Here is a 16,416-nt window from a genome sequence, read left to right on the forward strand (position 1 = left end):
AAAGATTTCTTGGCTATATAAGTGTAAGGCGCTTACAAATACCAAGAAGGGAGCATCTATGAAAGACGAAGAGATAATAAATCTGTATTTCAGGCGTGATGAAAGAGCCATCGAAGAAACAGATTTAAAATATGGAAAATATTGCAAGACTATAGCTAAAAACATTCTGTGGAGTGAGCAGGACATCGAGGAATGCCTTGATGATACCTACGTAAAGGTGTGGAACCGCATTCCACCTACAAAACCTAGGATTTTTAGAGCATTTATCGCTAAGATAACAAGAGATCTGGCATTAAATATGTTTAACGCCAGCAAGAGTTCAAAACGTGGAAATGGCGTTGTGAACGAGGTTTTGGATGAACTCGCTGAGTGCATTCCAGATAATAGCGATGTTGAGCACTCTGTCCTAGAAAAAGAGCTAGAGAGTATGATCAAAGATTTTGTAAACAGTCTTGATCCAAAGGATGCTTATATTTTTACCAGCAGATATTTTTACGCAGAAGAAATAGCAAATATCGCCACTAAGTTTGGAATGACAAGACACAATGTTACAGTTGTCCTTGGAAGGCTCCGCAAGAAGCTCCAGGGCAGATTGGTAAAGGAGGGTTATTTGGCATCATGAGAAGTGAAGAATTATTAAAGGCCATGAATGGCATTGATGATAAGATTATTGCAGATACATACAAATATTCTACCAAGATCAAAGTAGTCAAGGCAGGTAAAAATCTGCCACTTGCTGCCTGCATAGGCATAGCTCTTTTTGCAACACTTACTGTTACGGCAGTTGCAGCTATCCACCATTTCTGGGGTAGGGGAATGGCTGGCATCGTAAGATCTACAGATGTCCAGCAGCAGGCACTTACAGAGCAGGGGCAGGCAATTGTTTACTCCGAAGAGCCGGATTATTCAGCCTATAAAGTAACAGACCAGGGTGTGACTATAGTTCCTGAGACTATTATCGCTGATGCACACTATGCCTATGTATCTTTTAAGGTATCTGGTCTTGAAGTAAAGGGCCTTGAAGAGCCCGGCGCCGATGTCACATACTATCTTGGCGATGATCCAGATGACATGAATTCATGGTTAAATGGTTCATCAAGTTTCTTTGATGGAATTGTTCCGAATGAAGAAGGAATGGGCGAGTATGAAGATGGCACTCCATTTCAGACCACAGAGAACGGAGAACTGATCACTCACTACGTAGATGAAAATGGTGATCTGCAATATATCATGATGTTATCTACTCCGGATATGTCAGATAGTCTTTTGGGCAAAAAACTCCATGTAGAATTTAACGAACTTGGCATATATACAGGAAAGTGCGAGTTCACAGGTACTGTTCAGGGAAAATGGATCTTTGATCTTGAACTTCCAAAAGTAAGCAACGCGCAGGTAATCACTGTTAACAAGCAAGTTCCAGGAACAAGCTTTACTATAGATACCATAGAAATAACTCCTATTTCAATTGCTGTAAATTACACTGTAGACGGTAAGCTTGAGCAATATGAGGATTGTAATGGCATCCCAGAATTTATGGGTGTTGGGTTAAAAGATGGCACTGACTACAAATACATTCAAAATGGCGGATCATCATACTATACGGATGATTCAATGGAAAAAGCTATTAGTTCAGCCTGCTTCCAGAGAATAATCGATGTATCAGAAGTAAGATCACTGTTCATAAGAACAAGTGACTACGATAACGCAGAGATTGTTGAAATCGAACTACCATAAGAAAACGAGGCAATACCGCAAAGGTATTGCCTTTACTTTTTTTCATGCTCTTTCAAAAGAGCTTCATGTATAGCCTTTGCTATAACTTCTTCCGGAGCTCTTTTTAATATCTCTGCCTTAGAATTTTTGTTTATCTTTATTTCCTTTTTTGGCGCATCAGAATTATCTTTTTTCAAATCAAAATCCCCTCAAAATGATCTATCTCATGCTGGATTATCTGCGCTGTAAAATCCTTGTACTTGCCATGCTGCGGCTTGAAATCCTGGTCTAAATAATCCACCTCAATTTCCTTGTATCTAGTGCAAGGCCTCACACCATCCAGTGACAAACAGCTCTCCTGCGTCTCATAGGCTCCACTCTTCTTGGTGATCACTGGATTGATCATTGGGAAAAGAAATGGTCCCATAGCCACCACGATTATTCTCTTCTTTACTCCAATCATGTTGGCAGCCATTCCAACACATCTATCTTGATTTGCTCTAAGTGTATCCAATAGATCCTCGACAACCTGGCTATCCGCCTCAGTTGCAGGTTCAGACTTTTGCTGCATAAAGAACTGATCTCTAACTATCTGTTTGATCATAATCCATACTCCTCTTCGGATTATTATACTACAGCTTAGCTGTAAAACTCTTAGAGGTTATTCCATTTTTGTAACCAAAATGATGGTATTTTTTCTAAAATGTTGATGAGAAGCACATTTTAGTATTCTAAAATGTTGATTCAGAGTCACTTTTTCCATTCTAAAATGTTGATGGAAATATTGGCTTTACTTTTTTTAATCACAAGCCAAGAGGCAGAGCACCTTTTCGATGCCCTGCCCCCAGCGAAAAACATGATTCAATTCCAAAATCCAATAACCGTCCCAATAACATACAGTATAAAAAGAATAAACACCCCACCAGCATTGCCGTTAACAAAAATAGTAACACCTATGATTACCGCGACAGTGATCAGCATCTTCCTACGTTTAATGTCTGCTAATTTCTTCTTAAACGCTTCATCCTCTTCTCTCATCTTCATACGTTCTTCAGGTGTAGCATGCCACTCGTAGCCTTCAAATTCGCCGCCATCACCACCTCCAAAGATATCGCGCCAAAGACATCTCCATCACTATCATCATCGTGGTCTCCATGCTTGTCATCTCCATACAACGTCTCATGAATGTATGAAGCCTCAGCACTATCAATATGCCCATCACAATTCAGATCATAGGAAGTATTCTCAAATTCATCATATGCCATAACACGCCCTCACTTTTGTGAATCCACTGTCTTCATGGTAGCATGCATAGGTAAAGAGCTGATAAACTTGAATTTAAGTTTGGGTAAAAAACACCGAATTATTCTTCAAAAGGCTGTACCTTTTATTTTCCCAAAATTACTTACCCATTTTGCATTTTTCTTCTTGCATATTATTATCAATAAATTTCTGTAATATAGCTAAAATGCTTGCAATCACTAATACTTCCATTATCTTTGCTATAAAACTTTCTTGTAATGCAAGCTCCTTTATTATTTCAGCACCAGTATATGTATCTCCGTAACTCGTTCCTAAATATGTTGCTAAACTAAACTTCAAATACTCTTCACAATAATAATTTGAAATAGAATCCTTACTATCAATGTTATATATTCCAGGTTCAATGTGATATCTCAAATCATTGTTTATAAAAACATCCAATCGATAAGGCCACAAATTGCTATAGTCTTTATCGCTATTCACTGCATAATATGCCACAATTTTCAAAGAGTCTGCTTCTTTTTCTTCTATATATGTGAGCTGTCTATATCCTTCTCCAAAATTTATTATCTGTTGTCCTGTTCCCTCGAGGTTATTGCACTTCTCAGAATAATAAAAATATACATCTTCATGATAAGATTGATATAACAATCCATAGGTAATAATTGTAGTAGTCACAATAACAAACATACAACCTATAGATATTCCAATAAATTGAATTTTTTCAATAAAGCAATTCCACTGATATCTTTTAATTCCTTTTTTCATCTGTATAAGTATGTGTGTAATCATTAAAAGCAATAAAACAAATGGCAATAATTGTGAATACATAACTTTATATGACACATAATCATATTTATACTTTTTATAAAAATACAAAGATGATATGACTACCACTATCGCTTCATAGCACACTGTAATCATTATCCCCATTGGATGTTTTTTTGCATAAACAGCCCCAAAAAAGATAATAGAACACATTGAGAAAAGGAGTGCAATTGCTATATATCTTGAATTAGTTAACGATAACAACACTGTCGTAACAAATGATATAACAAAAAGCACCACACTAACCAAACTGAGAATGTCTTCTTTCTGTGTTAATTTAGCATTAACTTTGACAAATCTAGATAAGCAATACTCATCTTCAATACAATCACTATTTTCAGACAATATTCTGTCGACTTTATTCCTTGAAGAAGCTTCAACGTGAAAAATATATATCTTCTGATACTTTATTATGTGCTTACCGGTCAGTACTTTTTCTATTGATAGTTCGTATTTAATATCGTTTTCATCAAAAATCTTAACTAATTCCTCATAAGTCTTATCATCTCTAGCCCAACAATACTCCACTTTAGTCCCACCCTTCATAATGTCAATCTATAAAACATGATTCTTTACTGTTTGATTAAAAAGCAATATCTAGTTCTTCAGAATATGGTAATCACACAACGTTTTTCCTGAATAGGTCTATTATAACGCATGCAGCCACATTGGTGCGGAATAAAAAACAATTCTCTTTTATTTTTTGTATTGATATAATGAATAAGTATCATATGACAGCATGGAGGAGGCATAAGCATGGCAAAAGAAATCGAAATGTATAATACTTACTTTGGGGATTGCTTCATTGTAAAAAATGAAGACAGCAACTTACTCGTTGACTTTGGCGTTCGCAGGAATTCAAAAATATGGCATACCACATATACTGGTCGTCGAACCCTCTTGTCAGATATCGCAGAAGATATCGCTAACAGATATAAAAAGCAAACTATCAGTTTACTAATTACTCATTTTCATGATGACCATGTTTCCGGATTAGTAAAAATGCAAACAAGTGGTCTCCCTCAATATAAAAATCTCTTCAAAAAAATATATATCCCAGACATATGGGACAATCCATTCATTTTTATTACCAATTCACTTGAAAAAATAGTTCTAGAATCACAGTTAAGAAAAACCAAACTCCCATACACTACTTCTTCATTATTTGATTTAATTGCTTTTATTTGCATAAATTGCAGAAGTACTTATTTACTGAGCAGAGGAGTTGAATTTGAAAATGGCAAGTACCGAGCTCTTTGGCCACCGAAAGGAATCGAAATCAATGATTTCGAAGAGTACTTCAACAGTTTACCTCTTCCAAATGATTTAAAAAGAGATTTATTAAGAATTGCTACTCAAATTTGTACATATGTACAATCTAGTATTTATGGTGATTTCTTTGACTATAGTGTGATTTCAATCGAAAAAACTATAAAACGCTATGAACGCCAATATAAAAAAGCCATCAAAGATTATAAAAATCAAATAGAAGACTTAGTTGATTTCCAAACACTAAATGAACTTAATCATAAAATTAACATTGTTTTCCATGATAGCATTAACAACACTGAAAACATGCTTTTTACAGGTGATGCTGAAGACTATGACATGAACACCATAGCCACTGCTACTGATTATCCGCTACACGAAAAATATAAGTATATTAAAATTCCACATCATGGAACAACTAGGCACTATTTTAATTTTTCAAGATATGTTCCAGAACACGTACTTATTCCTAACGGCGAAGTAAATTTTAAAGATCCTGCCACACATGAAGCATATAAAATTGACGAAAGGTACGGCCTGTTAACTTCTAGACACACTTGCTCTAATTGTAACAATTGCAAAGCTTGTGATAAAGCTTGTCATTATCCTATTACATGTATTGGAAGTACCAAAAACGTCGTATTCCCTTTGCTATACACCACAATCAGATAATATACTACATACAAAAAATAGCGCCCCTATTATAAAGAGGCGCTATTTTATCTACATAAGCAATTATCCAACATCCAATTTATTTGTTTTCTTCAAATACTTTGCTGGAATTGGATTATCCATTCTCCAAATCACATTCATAGGTCTGCTGCCTATATGGCTTAAATAATTAGCTGTACCCAAGAATGAATATGGTGCCGTTCCTACGCTGTCCTTTTTAAACTCTCTGACAAATAGTAAAATTTTACTTCCACCAGAAACATGATTGATATATCTCTGTCCAGTTGGTGATGTATCCGATGTTGTGCTCTGGCTCTGCCAATGGAAGAGTTCACTATTAATAGAATAATCTTCGTACATTGTAGTTGGTGAATAGTCTTTGTCAGATTTATTTAGTGTAACAAAGAAAATATCAATATTCTTTTCAGGGAGCCACTTGCAACCTTCACGAACAGTATTAGGCTTCATAAAGTCCATTGCTACTAAGATTTGATCTCTGGTATATGTGCAATACAAATCAAGAGGACATTCAAATCCTACATCAACCGACTTATCAATAATATCCAAGTCATCATACTTAATTTCTAGAATATCAATAATCTCCTTGAGCAATAGCTTACATTTAGCTAGCTCAGCCAGATTATTTTTCACCTTGTCATCTTCCCAATTCTCCGCTGTCTCATTCCAAATAGTGACATAGAACATTTGAAGCATTCTCTTTTCAAGCGGTGACATTGAGCCAATATCAACAGTCTCTAAAGAAGGTAGCACCTTTAATAAGAATTTTATCCATCGTCTCGAATCTATAGCGATAATCTTTGAAAATGCTTTTGTTACAACTTCCTCTAATGGCTCATTAAAATTCTCGATGACTCTAGCATCTGCACACAATCTAGTAAATGAATATTTTGAATAAATGGTGCTGAGTTTAAGACGATAGTACTTAATGAAATTAGCTAATGTAAGTTCCTGTCCACTATCCTCTGTAAATGATTCGATGCGAGAAATAAGCCCCATTCTATCGCCAAAGGACTTTTTGATATTGTTCAAAATAATGTCCGATGCTTTTTTCTCTAGTTGTATATAGCATCCCTTAGGAAGCGCAACAAATCCCTTCTTCATTTCATACTGAACACTATGCTCTGTATTAGAAAGAAGCGCAGCAAATTTCTCTTCAAAATTATATTTTTTATTCGCTTGTCCAATAAAGTCTAGTACAGTGAGGCACTCTTTTCCTTCAGCCAAACGTAAACCTCTTCCTAGCTGCTGTAAAAAGATAGTCAGGGACTCAGTTGGTCTTAAGAACAATACTGTATCAACTTCAGGAATATCCACACCTTCATTGTACAAATCTACTACAAATATAAAAATAAACTCGCCATTCACCAACCTGCTCTTTGCTGTATTCCTCTCCTGTTCTGAAGAATCAGCTGTTAATGCAATAGATGGTATACCTTTTTCATTAAATTGCTCTGCCATAAATTTGGCATGTTCCACTGAAACGCAGAAGCCAAGGCCATGTAATGAATCCATATCTGTAACATACTTATGTATTGAGTTTATGATATGATTGGATCTCTTTACAGCCACTTCCCTGTTCAAGGAATACAGATTGCTTAACTCAGTTTTGTCATATCCACCTCTACCCCATCTAACATTTGAAAGATCTGTCTCGTCGGATACTCCAAAATATTGGAATGGGCAAAGAAGCTTTCTCTCTATAGCTTCTGGAAGTCTAATCTCCGCTGCAACGTGTCCATCAAAATAATCTAAAATGCTCTTACCATCCATACGCTCTGGAGTAGCTGTTAATCCCAGTAGTACCTTAGGTGTAAATTTACTGAGTAATCCCTGATATGTAGGGGCAGCTGCATGATGAAATTCATCTACAACAATGTAATCATAATAATCTTCTTCAAGAATTACATATAATTTCTGTGAAGCAACTGTCTGAATAGAAACAAACAAATTATCTAAACTTTCTGGCTTATTATTTCCAACAAACAATTCTCCAAAATTTGGATTCTTTAGAACTGCTCTAAATGTAGCCAAACTCTGTTTCAATATTTCTTCTCTATGCGCGACAAAGAGAATCCTATTTTTTTGATTAGGATTCTCTTTACAAAATCTTCTATAATCAAGAGCTGCAATAACTGTTTTACCAGTTCCAGTTGCAGCCACTATCAAGTTTTTATATCTTCCGTGAATTTCTCTTTCAGCACTGATTCTATCCAATATTTGCTGCTGATAAGGATAAGGGTTAACATCTACAATATACTGATATTTATCACCATCAGAACTATACTTTTCGGCTTTCAGTGCATGCTTAAGCTTGCCATAGCTATTCTCCGTATATTCTTCAAATGTTGTACTATTCCAATAACTTTCAAAGGTAGCTTCAATCTTCTTTATCGTTGCACCCATATCTTTGGCTGTAGCTTTTATATTCCACTCAAGGCCGCTAGACATTGCCACATTTGACATGTTTGACGAACCAATATATGCCGTAGTAAACGATGTATTTCTGTAAAAGATATATGCTTTAGCATGAAGTCTAGTTCTTTTTGTATCATAAGATATACGCACTTCGGTATTTTGAAGTTTACGAAGTTCATCTACAGCCTTTATATCAGTAGCTCCCATGTATGAAGTTGTAATTATTCTCAGCCTTCCGCCTCTATCTGTAAATTTACGCAGTTCTTCAATTAGTAGTCTTAAACCACTCCACTTAATAAATGAAACCAGCATATCAATTCGGTCTGCTGTTTCCATTTCTTTTTTCAATTCCAAATACATTTGAGGTTCATGAACAGCTCCAGTAAATAAGCTACTTTGAGCAACAGATGTTTCAGGACGTACAACGTCCTTAGCCTTGCGTTTTCCAATTTTATACATAGGATCTGATTCAGACAGCAAAGCAAGTAATTGCTCAGCTTTTTCATCCACCGCAAGTTCCTGTAAATCACTTTGCTGTGTCTCTTTAGATAGAAGCTCAACTACCTTATTTACTAGATCTACCTTTGCGCCCAATTCATCCTGTTCAGACACACTATCTAAGCTTTTCTTTATAACTTCCGTAAGGTATCTAGAAAGAATTCCTGATGCTTCTGCAGAATCAATTTTCTCAGTATACTTCAAATCATCTTGTTGAGTAGATAATTCTTTCTGAACTAGATTATTTATTACTTGCTCATAAAGACCTGGTTTCAACATATCTTTATCCTTCTCATCTTATGGCACTTACTGTTATTTGCTACCGTGTTTACATTATACCGCCCATTCATGTACTGTCTCAAGATCTATGAGTCTTCATCCAACTCATCTTCAAATTCCAACCACCCAAGCAGTCTATCTTCTTCCCTCTCTCTTCTTAGCTGGTCCTGTCTGCGGTCGAAGTCACGGCGCTCTTTTGAGCTCATGCCTTTTACCAGATTCTTGTACTCTTTATCTGTGAGTCTTACATCTTTATCTCTTTTACCAAAGAACATAACTGACCTCCTTTTATTATCTAAACCACATCTTTTGTTGCATTAAGTTTTTCATTCTAAGCTCTCTTCTTTTTACCTATGATCAATTTACATCATGAAATATCCCATAAAGTTCCCAACTACATATTGTTATGGCAAAAGCTCTTTTGATAAGAGGAAGCGCAATATATAGTACCAACAAAAAAGCAGCCTTACATTCCTGCAAAGCTACTTACTTTTTCTGTCCTCATCAAAATGAGCTATCAGCGACCTCCCTATGTCCACTCAAAATCTCACGCCGCACTTTGGGCAAAACTCAAAGTCCTCAGTTGTCTCATATCCGCACTGTCTGCACTTTTTGTAGCCGCTGACAAATCCTCTTCCGCTGGTTACCCTTGTAAGGTGCTCTTGCTGAATCTCTACTGCTTCGCCCCTTGCAATTGCTTTTCCGATCTCTTTGTCCAACTCATACACTGCTCCACAGCAGCTAGTCTGCACGTAGTAGCGCTTGCTCCACTTTATGGTAGGTATAAAGAAAAGTGATAAAACCGTATATGTCATGAACACGTTGAAACGGCCGTATTTCCCGCATATTGCACAGGTCACTAACTGATTAAATGCAAAATCCTTTCTACCAGTTGAAATTCCCCAGATCAAAAACATATCTTACACTCCCTCCGGCCACACCGAGCCTACATCCAATTTATTTTCTACAAGCCATGCGTCCTCCACGGACACATACCTTATCTCGTCATTTTCATTCACTAGTGTCACAGACACTCTAGGCTGCTGCCCGGGCTGAAGTTCTTCACATCCATAGTCGCCATCATATATCTGCTTTATAGTCCACATGATCAAAGCTCCTTTTTGAAATATTATACTATAATGATGAAAAATCAGAAGGTATCATCGGCTCCTTTGTGATAAAATAGCAAGTGCAGTCTATTTAAGGGGGATTGGTCGTGAAAGAGGAAAAGAAAAAAGAGATTGTAAGAATAATTAAGTTTGTATTCTTTTCAATCTCTGCCGGGATAATAGAAATAGCGAGTTTTTCGCTACTTACGGAGCTTACAACTTTGCCATATTGGCCATGCTATCTGACAGCTCTGGTGTTATCAGTTTTATGGAACTTTACACTTAATCGCAAGTTTACATTCCAAAGTGCAAGCAACGTGCCTATAGCGATGATTAAGGTTGCACTGTTCTATGCAGTGTTTACACCTGTTACTACTATTGGTGGAAACTATCTAGTTGAAAATCTTCACTGGAATGAATATCTTGTAACCGGGATCAACATGATCATAAATTTGAGCACTGAATACCTCTATGATAGGTTCATTGTATTTAGAGACAGCCTTGATACTCATTGCATTGATCATAAGACAAACGAAGCGTAGTGGACTACGCTTCTATTTTTTACCTCTTATATCCACACTCAGACTTCTCTGGTCCGTCAACGCCAGATTCATAGTGAGCGCGGAATTCCATGTTGATGTCACGGATTTCTTTTTTGCCATCGATGTAGTCTTGGTACATTTCGGCAAGGCCGCTCATGCAGCCGTCACAGGAGCCGCTGATGTTACCGATGGACTCGGCTACGATGCGCTCTCTTTCTTCTCTTGTTGTATCTTTTATAAGTATTGAATCCATTTGTTCTTACCTCACATCTTCATATAAATGATCCACTACCCCCGTCCCCCAGGTCCACTTCGGGCACCATCAAAAAAAGTCTCTGATCGCCTGTTTGAGTTCGTCAAGATGCTCTTCAAAGCAGTGGTCTGCGCCGTGAATTGGCACTACTGTGCAGTCGTGGTACAGGGCATGAGCCTTCTCGGCGTAGGAGTATGGAACAACGCTATCTGCGTCGCCGTGAACTATGTAGACAGGGCCGTTATATCTTACTATCTCATCTTCTACGTGAATGGTCTGAGCTACACGGATGTAATCTCCGGAAAGCTCCCAATCGCCTGACTTAACAGAAACTGGAATATGTGCAGGGTCAAAGCTTGTGCCAAGGATAGAACCTTCTCTTGTGATCTCAGGAATCATCCAGGCTGGAGACAGTGGAAGAATTGCTTTGAAGTCATCTGCACACATACCGCCCACCAGCATTGTAAGGAGTCCCCCCTGAGAGTGGCCGCTAAGATACAGGTCTGTCACAAAGTCTAAGGTTCTGGCATAGCTCACAACAGAAAGGGCATTAGTTACCCATTTATACAGAGTGTGATTCTTGAACTCTCCTTCACTCTTGCCATGTCCGTACATTTCGGCTCTCAGCACTGCAACACCTGATTCAAGCATGGCATCTTTGACAGCAATGATGTGGTCTTCTTCCATGTGACCTGTGAAGCCATGAATTAGGATGCAGAGAGGTCCTTTAGTGAAGCCTTCTGGTTTGTCTAGCTTGGCGTGAAGGCGGATGCCATCACTTGGGATGTAGAATTCGTTCATTGTAAGTCCTCCTGAGATGTTATTTGAAAAAGACCTTATGCATCAGCGCATAAAGTCTTTTGTATCTAATAATATAGTCACCGGTCCGTCATTGACGGATTCAACCTTCATGTCAGCGCCAAACTGTCCTGTTCCGACTTCGAAACCTCTTTTCCTACATTCTGAAACTACAAGCTCGTAAAGGGGCTCTGATATCTCAGGTCTTGCCGCGTCTGTAAAGCCTGGTCTTCTGGAGCTGCAATCTGCGTAGAGAGTGAACTGGCTCACGATGAGGAGCTTAGCACCTGCATCTTTTGGATTTATGTTCATCTTGCCGTTCTCGTCCTCAAACACTCTAAGACCACAGATCTTATCAGCAATCTTGATTGCCTGTTCTTCCTTGTCATCATTATGAACGCCCAAAAGCACAAGAAAGCCTTTATCTATCGAAGAAACAGTCTTTCCATCTATTGTAACTGAAGCTGACAGCACTCTGGTCACTACTGCACGCATATCTATCCCCCTGGCTTTATTTAGAATGTGTATGTCGCAATATATTCCATCTGATCTGGAACGATCAGGTTTGGTTCTCTTGTTGAAAGAATTGGCTTCCTGCCTTCAGAAATGAGCTGAGCCTCGAAATGATACATGGCAATTCCAAGGTCTACCTTCTGAACGTCGTAGTCTTGTGTTGCAAAGCCTTTGTCTTTTTTCTCATAGAAGTGAGCTTTGTTATCCTCAATAAGGATCCTCCAAGGCTGCTTGTTAACTGCTGATGGAGCAATCCTTACTGCTTCAAGGTCATCCATAAGACCGTGGCCTACAGCATAGGTTCTATCAAGTGGCATTCCAAAGTCTCTTACGAAAAAGAGCTCTTCCATCTTCATTCTGGATTCTGCCTTAACACCTTTTCTCATGAGAGTCTCTTTGATGGACATCTTCTGAGCTGGTCTTCCAAGTGGTGACACGCAAGGCATTATCTCGTCTTCTGAAAGCTTTGCTGCTGCCTCGAACTTCTCTCTTGGCAATGTGCCGCCAATCCAGGCTGTGCCAAGGCCAAGCTCTAATGCTTTCATCTGAAGCATTTCAAAGCTGTAGCCATAAGCTTCTTCGGCATTTTCCTGTTTTTTTACTGAGGCTGTTATGTACATCTTCTCCCCTGCAAGAACAGGACTTGATAATTTATTTTCGTCAGCATCAAGAAACTCAAATCTTACCTTGATACCGTATGGGTTTGTAATCTCTGAAGCGTAATCTTTTAACTCGTCAATAAGCTTTTGATCTGGCATCTGCCCATCAAATGTTCTTACGCTTCTTCTTTTCCTTGCTAAATCAATAAATGTTGACATAAATCTTTTCTCTTCCTTTTATTACGTTTTCCGAAAAGATTATACCACTATTATGATTTTTTCCAATTAAATTGGTGTTTGAAAAATTTGTGAACTTTTTTGTCAAAAAAAGGTTTTTTAGGTTTGTAGCCATCTTTCCGTATTGGAAAGTTTTTTCTCTCGCAACTGGATAAATGGTATGTTAAAATGCAAGTAAAGAGCTTGTACACTTAGTCATAGAATATAGATGAAATGAGGAGAAACTATGGCTAAGGAACTAAAGTACAAGGATATTATCAAGAACAGAGAATATAGAAAGCTTCTTTTTACTAATCTGATCAACAGATTTGGTGATTCAGTGGATGCAATTGCCTTCACCTGGCTGGTGTATCAGATCACTCACAGCGCCTCATGGTCTGCGCTGATATTTGGACTTAACGTACTTCCAAACATTATCGTGCAGCCTTTTTCCGGAGCACTTGTTGAAAAGATGGATAAAAAGAAGGTCATCGTTGGCACACATATTTTGAGAGGTCTCGTGATCTCTGGCTTTGTGGCTATGTACCTTATGGGCGTGGTAAACCCTATCATGATGGCTGTGTTCACACTTGCTATCACAACTATCGAGTCATTTAACCTGCCTGCATCTACAGCTTTTATCCCTACAGTTATAAGGAAGGAGCACTTAACTCATGCAATGAGCCTTAACTCAACTCTTTCTAACACTGTAGCTCTTATCGGTACTGGTCTTGCAGGTATCATCATTGCAAAGTTTGGCGTATATACTGCAATGCTCATCGATGCGGCTACCTTCTTCATGGCTGCTATTGGAACCTGGTCACTTAAGACTACTACACCGGAAGTACCTGCTACTGAGGCTTCAGAAACTGTGCAGGCTGTACCTGCTGCCAAGGAATCATATCTTTCTCTTTTGAAGGGTGGATTTGATTACGTTAAAAAGAGCCGTGTAATCCTGAACTACTGCCTTATTGCTATAGTTCTTAATTTCCTCTTGGTGCCACTTAATTCACTTCAGGCTCCTATCGTAGAGGATGTGTTCAAGATGGGCTCAGAGCTTTTGAGCGTAATGGGTATGGCTGCTGCGATCGGCGCTATCATTGGTTCAGCTCTTGTTCCTATGTTTGCTGAGAAGATGTCAGCCAAACAGATCCTGGTAATCTGCGGAATTGCTCTTGGAGCGGGAATGTACCTTATTACACTTGGCAAATATACAAATGGCGCGGCTATTCCAGGATATCTTTTGACAGCGCTTAGTTTCATGATCATGATGTGCTCAGCGTCCATAATCGGCGGAACTCTTAGCATTCAGTTTGTTAAGAGCGTAGATCAGAGCTTCCTTGCTAGAGCTGCTGCGGTATTCAATGCTTCATCTTCTGCTGCAACTCCACTTGGCTCACTTCTCATCTCTTTTGCCGCATTAAAACTTAGCGCAGCTACTCTTATCGGCGGAAGCGCCGTACTTGCGATACTACTCTTTGTTCTCGTAGCATTTAGTCATATGAATTTCGAATTGAAGGAAGAATTGCCAGATGCAACTTAAGCTAGCGGAAAACATCAAGAGATATAGAAAGGAAATGGGACTTACCCAGGACGGACTTGCAGAAGCCCTGGGTGTTACCATTGGCGCGGTCTCCAAGTGGGAAAACGGCAACAATGTGCCGGATATCACGACACTCATGGAGCTTGCAAATCTTTATAACATCTCTATGGATGAGCTCCTTAGCTATGACAAATCTTCCAAGAATATAGACAAGATGGTAGAGACTATCGAAAATCTCTGCGACGAACACAAATTTGACGAGGCGGTTCTAGAGGCTAATAGTGCTCTTACTCGCTATCCTCACACCTTCAAGGTTCTTTTGGCCTGCGCCAAGCTGTACTACTACAAATCTTACGCAGACATGAACGCCAAGGATTGTGACATGGCTATTGACCTTATGAATCGCTGTCTTGAGTACTTTTCACAGAACACTGATCCCGCGGTCAAGGAGTTCACTATACGCCTTTACATTGCTGAGCTTTATATGAAAAAAGATCCTGACAAAGCCCTTGCTGAGCTTAAGAATATCAACTACAACGGCTGCAATGACGCTATTATTGGTCAGCTTCTTTTAGATATGCACAATAGAGAGGAATGTCTTGAGTACAGCTCCATGGCGCTACTGCGAAACTTTGGAGTTCAGTACGAGCTTATGACGAATATGTCTCTTGCTGTTGCTTCTTCTGGTAAGGTCAAGGATCTTAGGATGGCTGTTGACCTTTTGGATGCATCGATTGTCATATTAGATACCTACGCCGTTCCTGATTCTATTGGCTATACTCACAAGTTAAAGACCATTTCTCTTATCATAAAAGCTTGGTGGTTTGCATGCCTCAAGGAATATGACGCTATGGAAGAGTGCGTCCGGGATTCCTACAACCTTGCGGTTACATATGACAAGACTCCTCACAAGTCTTCTGAACTTTCCACCAGTATCCGTTTTTACCTATGTAAGCACAAATCGTCCGTTTACGATTCTCTGGGTGCTACTGCTGTTTCGGGAATTGAAGCTCTTTTCTCTCAAAAGATCGATGGCTCCAACAAGATAAACCACAAGCATTTGGGGAAAGTTATCGAGTGCTGGAATCGAATGAAAAAAAATGAGCCCTAGGGACGGAGGTTGGAGCTCATTTTTCCCAAAATGAGCTCCAACCTCCGTCCCTAGGGCTCAAAAATTACTGTGCATTCTTGAGCTCTTTGTACTGAGCGCCTGTAAGAACTTCTGAATCACCGCAGCATGGGCAAAGCATAAGATGCTTTGATGTCCATCCAATTACAGGGATGTAGAACAATGTGAAGTAAGTCTTCTGTCTGGCAAGACTACGCTGTACCTGATGATGACAGTTTGGACAAACCTCCATGCCGAAGTTTCTGTCTATTTTCATTTTCTTTTTTGTTCCGTATACGATTATCATCTGACCTTCCTCCTATTAACCTACAAGATTTGCTGCATTAGCCTGTGCGCGCTGCATAAGTGTTCCGAGCGCTGTTGTGAAATCAGCTACATTCTGGTTCTTGGAACATTTTGAGAAGTAGAACAATTCGTTGTTCTTGGTCTCAACTGCGATTGCCATGTAATTGTAATCGTATGATCCATAGAAGCAGTTAGATCTGTAAACGTTAACGATATCCTGAATAGGAAGGATCACGATGGATCTCTTGAAATCTCCATAGTAGCAAACATAATTTGCTGTGATCATGATCTGGGCTTTGGAAAGGTTCATTGCACCTACTGCCTGTGCCTCTGTGCACATAGCGTTGAGATACTCCTGTCCTCGACCACCCTGTAATGCTTTCATTACATTTTCAACGTTTTTTTCCTTTGTAAAGTCGAATACTTTTTCAAACTTTGCCATTCTCTTTCCTCCTTAGTGAATACCCACCA

Annotated in this window: 21 protein-coding genes; 6 read left to right on the forward strand and 15 right to left on the reverse strand. The window is 38.8% G+C overall.

Annotated features, from left to right (window positions below):
- The first annotated feature begins 58 nt into the window (after window positions 1–58).
- Window positions 59–622: an RNA polymerase sigma factor gene (locus BUA02_RS08350; protein WP_072702774.1), complete on the forward strand. Its 564-nt coding sequence runs from the start codon at window positions 59–61 to the stop codon at window positions 620–622.
- A complete protein-coding gene (locus tag BUA02_RS08355; RefSeq protein ID WP_072702777.1) occupies window positions 619–1,734 on the forward strand; it encodes a DUF4179 domain-containing protein in 1,116 nt (371 codons plus the stop codon). Before BUA02_RS08350 ends, BUA02_RS08355 begins: the two co-directional genes overlap by 4 nt.
- Before the next feature lie 32 nt (window positions 1,735–1,766).
- Here BUA02_RS08355 and BUA02_RS15850 read toward each other — a convergent pair whose 3' ends face one another.
- The 5 genes from BUA02_RS15850 to BUA02_RS08375 all read right to left on the reverse strand — a co-directional run bounded on the left by BUA02_RS15850 (window position 1,767) and on the right by BUA02_RS08375 (window position 4,350).
- Window positions 1,767–1,910, reverse strand: a complete 144-nt coding sequence (locus BUA02_RS15850) for a hypothetical protein (RefSeq protein ID WP_161487280.1) — start codon at window positions 1,908–1,910, stop codon at window positions 1,767–1,769.
- Complete coding sequence (locus BUA02_RS08360; RefSeq protein WP_072702780.1) at window positions 1,907–2,317, reverse strand: peptide deformylase; 411 nt, start codon at window positions 2,315–2,317, stop codon at window positions 1,907–1,909. Before BUA02_RS08360 ends, BUA02_RS15850 begins: the two co-directional genes overlap by 4 nt.
- 257 nt (window positions 2,318–2,574) lie before the next feature.
- Window positions 2,575–2,757 (reverse strand): hypothetical protein, encoded by a 183-nt coding sequence (locus BUA02_RS08365; protein WP_072702783.1) that lies wholly within the window; start codon window positions 2,755–2,757, stop codon window positions 2,575–2,577.
- Entirely contained in the window at window positions 2,754–2,978 is a 225-nt protein-coding gene (locus BUA02_RS08370) for a hypothetical protein (protein WP_072702786.1), read from the reverse strand. The genes BUA02_RS08365 and BUA02_RS08370 overlap by 4 nt, the downstream gene beginning before the upstream one ends.
- 136 nt (window positions 2,979–3,114) lie before the next feature.
- Window positions 3,115–4,350: a hypothetical protein gene (locus BUA02_RS08375; RefSeq protein ID WP_072702789.1), complete on the reverse strand. Its 1,236-nt coding sequence runs from the start codon at window positions 4,348–4,350 to the stop codon at window positions 3,115–3,117.
- Between the two features lie 210 nt (window positions 4,351–4,560).
- On the opposite strand from BUA02_RS08375, the gene BUA02_RS08380 reads away from it, so the two are divergent.
- Window positions 4,561–5,745 carry an MBL fold metallo-hydrolase gene (locus tag BUA02_RS08380; protein WP_072702791.1) on the forward strand — a complete coding sequence of 395 codons (1,185 nt, stop codon included), beginning with the start codon at window positions 4,561–4,563 and terminating at the stop codon, window positions 5,743–5,745.
- 63 nt (window positions 5,746–5,808) lie between these two features.
- Here the strand turns inward: BUA02_RS08380 and BUA02_RS08385 are convergent, their stop codons facing one another.
- The 4 genes from BUA02_RS08385 to BUA02_RS08400 all read right to left on the reverse strand — a co-directional run bounded on the left by BUA02_RS08385 (window position 5,809) and on the right by BUA02_RS08400 (window position 10,064).
- The gene (locus tag BUA02_RS08385; protein ID WP_072702794.1) at window positions 5,809–8,958 is read right to left on the reverse strand and encodes a DEAD/DEAH box helicase; all 3,150 of its coding nucleotides are present in this window, start codon (window positions 8,956–8,958) and stop codon (window positions 5,809–5,811) included.
- An 86-nt stretch (window positions 8,959–9,044) separates the two neighbouring features.
- Window positions 9,045–9,233 carry a hypothetical protein gene (locus BUA02_RS08390; protein WP_072702797.1) on the reverse strand — a complete coding sequence of 63 codons (189 nt, stop codon included), beginning with the start codon at window positions 9,231–9,233 and terminating at the stop codon, window positions 9,045–9,047.
- 264 nt (window positions 9,234–9,497) lie between these two features.
- Window positions 9,498–9,875, reverse strand: a complete 378-nt coding sequence (locus BUA02_RS08395; RefSeq protein WP_072702800.1) for a zinc ribbon domain-containing protein — start codon at window positions 9,873–9,875, stop codon at window positions 9,498–9,500.
- A gap of 3 nt (window positions 9,876–9,878) precedes the next feature.
- Window positions 9,879–10,064 carry a hypothetical protein gene (locus BUA02_RS08400; RefSeq protein ID WP_072702803.1) on the reverse strand — a complete coding sequence of 62 codons (186 nt, stop codon included), beginning with the start codon at window positions 10,062–10,064 and terminating at the stop codon, window positions 9,879–9,881.
- 110 nt (window positions 10,065–10,174) lie between these two features.
- On the opposite strand from BUA02_RS08400, the gene BUA02_RS08405 reads away from it, so the two are divergent.
- Window positions 10,175–10,609, forward strand: coding sequence for a GtrA family protein (locus BUA02_RS08405; protein ID WP_207647709.1), 435 nt, complete (start codon window positions 10,175–10,177; stop codon window positions 10,607–10,609).
- A 19-nt stretch (window positions 10,610–10,628) separates the two neighbouring features.
- Here BUA02_RS08405 and BUA02_RS08410 read toward each other — a convergent pair whose 3' ends face one another.
- From BUA02_RS08410 to BUA02_RS08425, 4 genes are all read right to left on the reverse strand, one after another.
- Entirely contained in the window at window positions 10,629–10,862 is a 234-nt protein-coding gene (locus tag BUA02_RS08410; protein ID WP_071175126.1) for a purine biosynthesis protein PurH, read from the reverse strand.
- Between the two features lie 69 nt (window positions 10,863–10,931).
- Window positions 10,932–11,663, reverse strand: a complete 732-nt coding sequence (locus BUA02_RS08415; protein ID WP_072702809.1) for an alpha/beta hydrolase — start codon at window positions 11,661–11,663, stop codon at window positions 10,932–10,934.
- A gap of 42 nt (window positions 11,664–11,705) precedes the next feature.
- Window positions 11,706–12,155, reverse strand: a complete 450-nt coding sequence (gene dtd / locus BUA02_RS08420) for a D-aminoacyl-tRNA deacylase (RefSeq protein WP_072702812.1) — start codon at window positions 12,153–12,155, stop codon at window positions 11,706–11,708.
- Between the two features lie 20 nt (window positions 12,156–12,175).
- A complete protein-coding gene (locus tag BUA02_RS08425) occupies window positions 12,176–12,991 on the reverse strand; it encodes a nitroreductase family protein (RefSeq protein WP_072702815.1) in 816 nt (271 codons plus the stop codon).
- 244 nt (window positions 12,992–13,235) lie between these two features.
- Here BUA02_RS08425 and BUA02_RS08430 point away from each other — a divergent pair, with 244 nt between their 5' ends.
- Window positions 13,236–14,531, forward strand: a complete 1,296-nt coding sequence (locus tag BUA02_RS08430) for an MFS transporter (protein WP_072702818.1) — start codon at window positions 13,236–13,238, stop codon at window positions 14,529–14,531.
- Window positions 14,521–15,642 (forward strand): helix-turn-helix domain-containing protein, encoded by a 1,122-nt coding sequence (locus BUA02_RS08435; protein ID WP_072702820.1) that lies wholly within the window; start codon window positions 14,521–14,523, stop codon window positions 15,640–15,642. Before BUA02_RS08430 ends, BUA02_RS08435 begins: the two co-directional genes overlap by 11 nt.
- Window positions 15,643–15,706: 64 nt before the next feature.
- Here the strand turns inward: BUA02_RS08435 and BUA02_RS08440 are convergent, their stop codons facing one another.
- Both BUA02_RS08440 and BUA02_RS08445 read right to left on the reverse strand, forming a co-directional pair.
- Window positions 15,707–15,946, reverse strand: coding sequence for a zinc-ribbon domain-containing protein (locus BUA02_RS08440; protein WP_072702823.1), 240 nt, complete (start codon window positions 15,944–15,946; stop codon window positions 15,707–15,709).
- 15 nt (window positions 15,947–15,961) lie between these two features.
- Entirely contained in the window at window positions 15,962–16,387 is a 426-nt protein-coding gene (locus BUA02_RS08445) for a PH domain-containing protein (RefSeq protein WP_072702826.1), read from the reverse strand.
- Between the last annotated feature and the right edge of the window lie 29 nt (window positions 16,388–16,416).

It is taken from the genome of Butyrivibrio hungatei DSM 14810 (assembly GCF_900143205.1).
Classification (GTDB): domain Bacteria; phylum Bacillota; class Clostridia; order Lachnospirales; family Lachnospiraceae; genus Butyrivibrio; species Butyrivibrio hungatei.

What these genes read in the sequence shown, in the direction of transcription:
- BUA02_RS08350 (WP_072702774.1), top strand. Translation starts at nt 59, where the DNA reads ATGAAAGACGAAGAGATAATAAATCTGTATTTCAGGCGTGATGAAAGA.
- BUA02_RS08355 (WP_072702777.1), top strand. Translation starts at nt 619, where the DNA reads ATGAGAAGTGAAGAATTATTAAAGGCCATGAATGGCATTGATGATAAG.
- BUA02_RS08360 (WP_072702780.1), bottom strand. Translation starts at nt 2,317, where the DNA reads ATGATCAAACAGATAGTTAGAGATCAGTTCTTTATGCAGCAAAAGTCT.
- BUA02_RS08365 (WP_072702783.1), bottom strand. Translation starts at nt 2,757, where the DNA reads ATGAAGATGAGAGAAGAGGATGAAGCGTTTAAGAAGAAATTAGCAGAC.
- BUA02_RS08370 (WP_072702786.1), bottom strand. Translation starts at nt 2,978, where the DNA reads ATGGCATATGATGAATTTGAGAATACTTCCTATGATCTGAATTGTGAT.
- BUA02_RS08375 (WP_072702789.1), bottom strand. Translation starts at nt 4,350, where the DNA reads ATGAAGGGTGGGACTAAAGTGGAGTATTGTTGGGCTAGAGATGATAAG.
- BUA02_RS08380 (WP_072702791.1), top strand. Translation starts at nt 4,561, where the DNA reads ATGGCAAAAGAAATCGAAATGTATAATACTTACTTTGGGGATTGCTTC.
- BUA02_RS08385 (WP_072702794.1), bottom strand. Translation starts at nt 8,958, where the DNA reads ATGTTGAAACCAGGTCTTTATGAGCAAGTAATAAATAATCTAGTTCAG.
- BUA02_RS08390 (WP_072702797.1), bottom strand. Translation starts at nt 9,233, where the DNA reads ATGTTCTTTGGTAAAAGAGATAAAGATGTAAGACTCACAGATAAAGAG.
- BUA02_RS08395 (WP_072702800.1), bottom strand. Translation starts at nt 9,875, where the DNA reads ATGTTTTTGATCTGGGGAATTTCAACTGGTAGAAAGGATTTTGCATTT.
- BUA02_RS08400 (WP_072702803.1), bottom strand. Translation starts at nt 10,064, where the DNA reads ATGTGGACTATAAAGCAGATATATGATGGCGACTATGGATGTGAAGAA.
- BUA02_RS08410 (WP_071175126.1), bottom strand. Translation starts at nt 10,862, where the DNA reads ATGGATTCAATACTTATAAAAGATACAACAAGAGAAGAAAGAGAGCGC.
- BUA02_RS08415 (WP_072702809.1), bottom strand. Translation starts at nt 11,663, where the DNA reads ATGAACGAATTCTACATCCCAAGTGATGGCATCCGCCTTCACGCCAAG.
- dtd (WP_072702812.1), bottom strand. Translation starts at nt 12,155, where the DNA reads ATGCGTGCAGTAGTGACCAGAGTGCTGTCAGCTTCAGTTACAATAGAT.
- BUA02_RS08425 (WP_072702815.1), bottom strand. Translation starts at nt 12,991, where the DNA reads ATGTCAACATTTATTGATTTAGCAAGGAAAAGAAGAAGCGTAAGAACA.
- BUA02_RS08430 (WP_072702818.1), top strand. Translation starts at nt 13,236, where the DNA reads ATGGCTAAGGAACTAAAGTACAAGGATATTATCAAGAACAGAGAATAT.
- BUA02_RS08435 (WP_072702820.1), top strand. Translation starts at nt 14,521, where the DNA reads ATGCAACTTAAGCTAGCGGAAAACATCAAGAGATATAGAAAGGAAATG.
- BUA02_RS08440 (WP_072702823.1), bottom strand. Translation starts at nt 15,946, where the DNA reads ATGATAATCGTATACGGAACAAAAAAGAAAATGAAAATAGACAGAAAC.
- BUA02_RS08445 (WP_072702826.1), bottom strand. Translation starts at nt 16,387, where the DNA reads ATGGCAAAGTTTGAAAAAGTATTCGACTTTACAAAGGAAAAAAACGTT.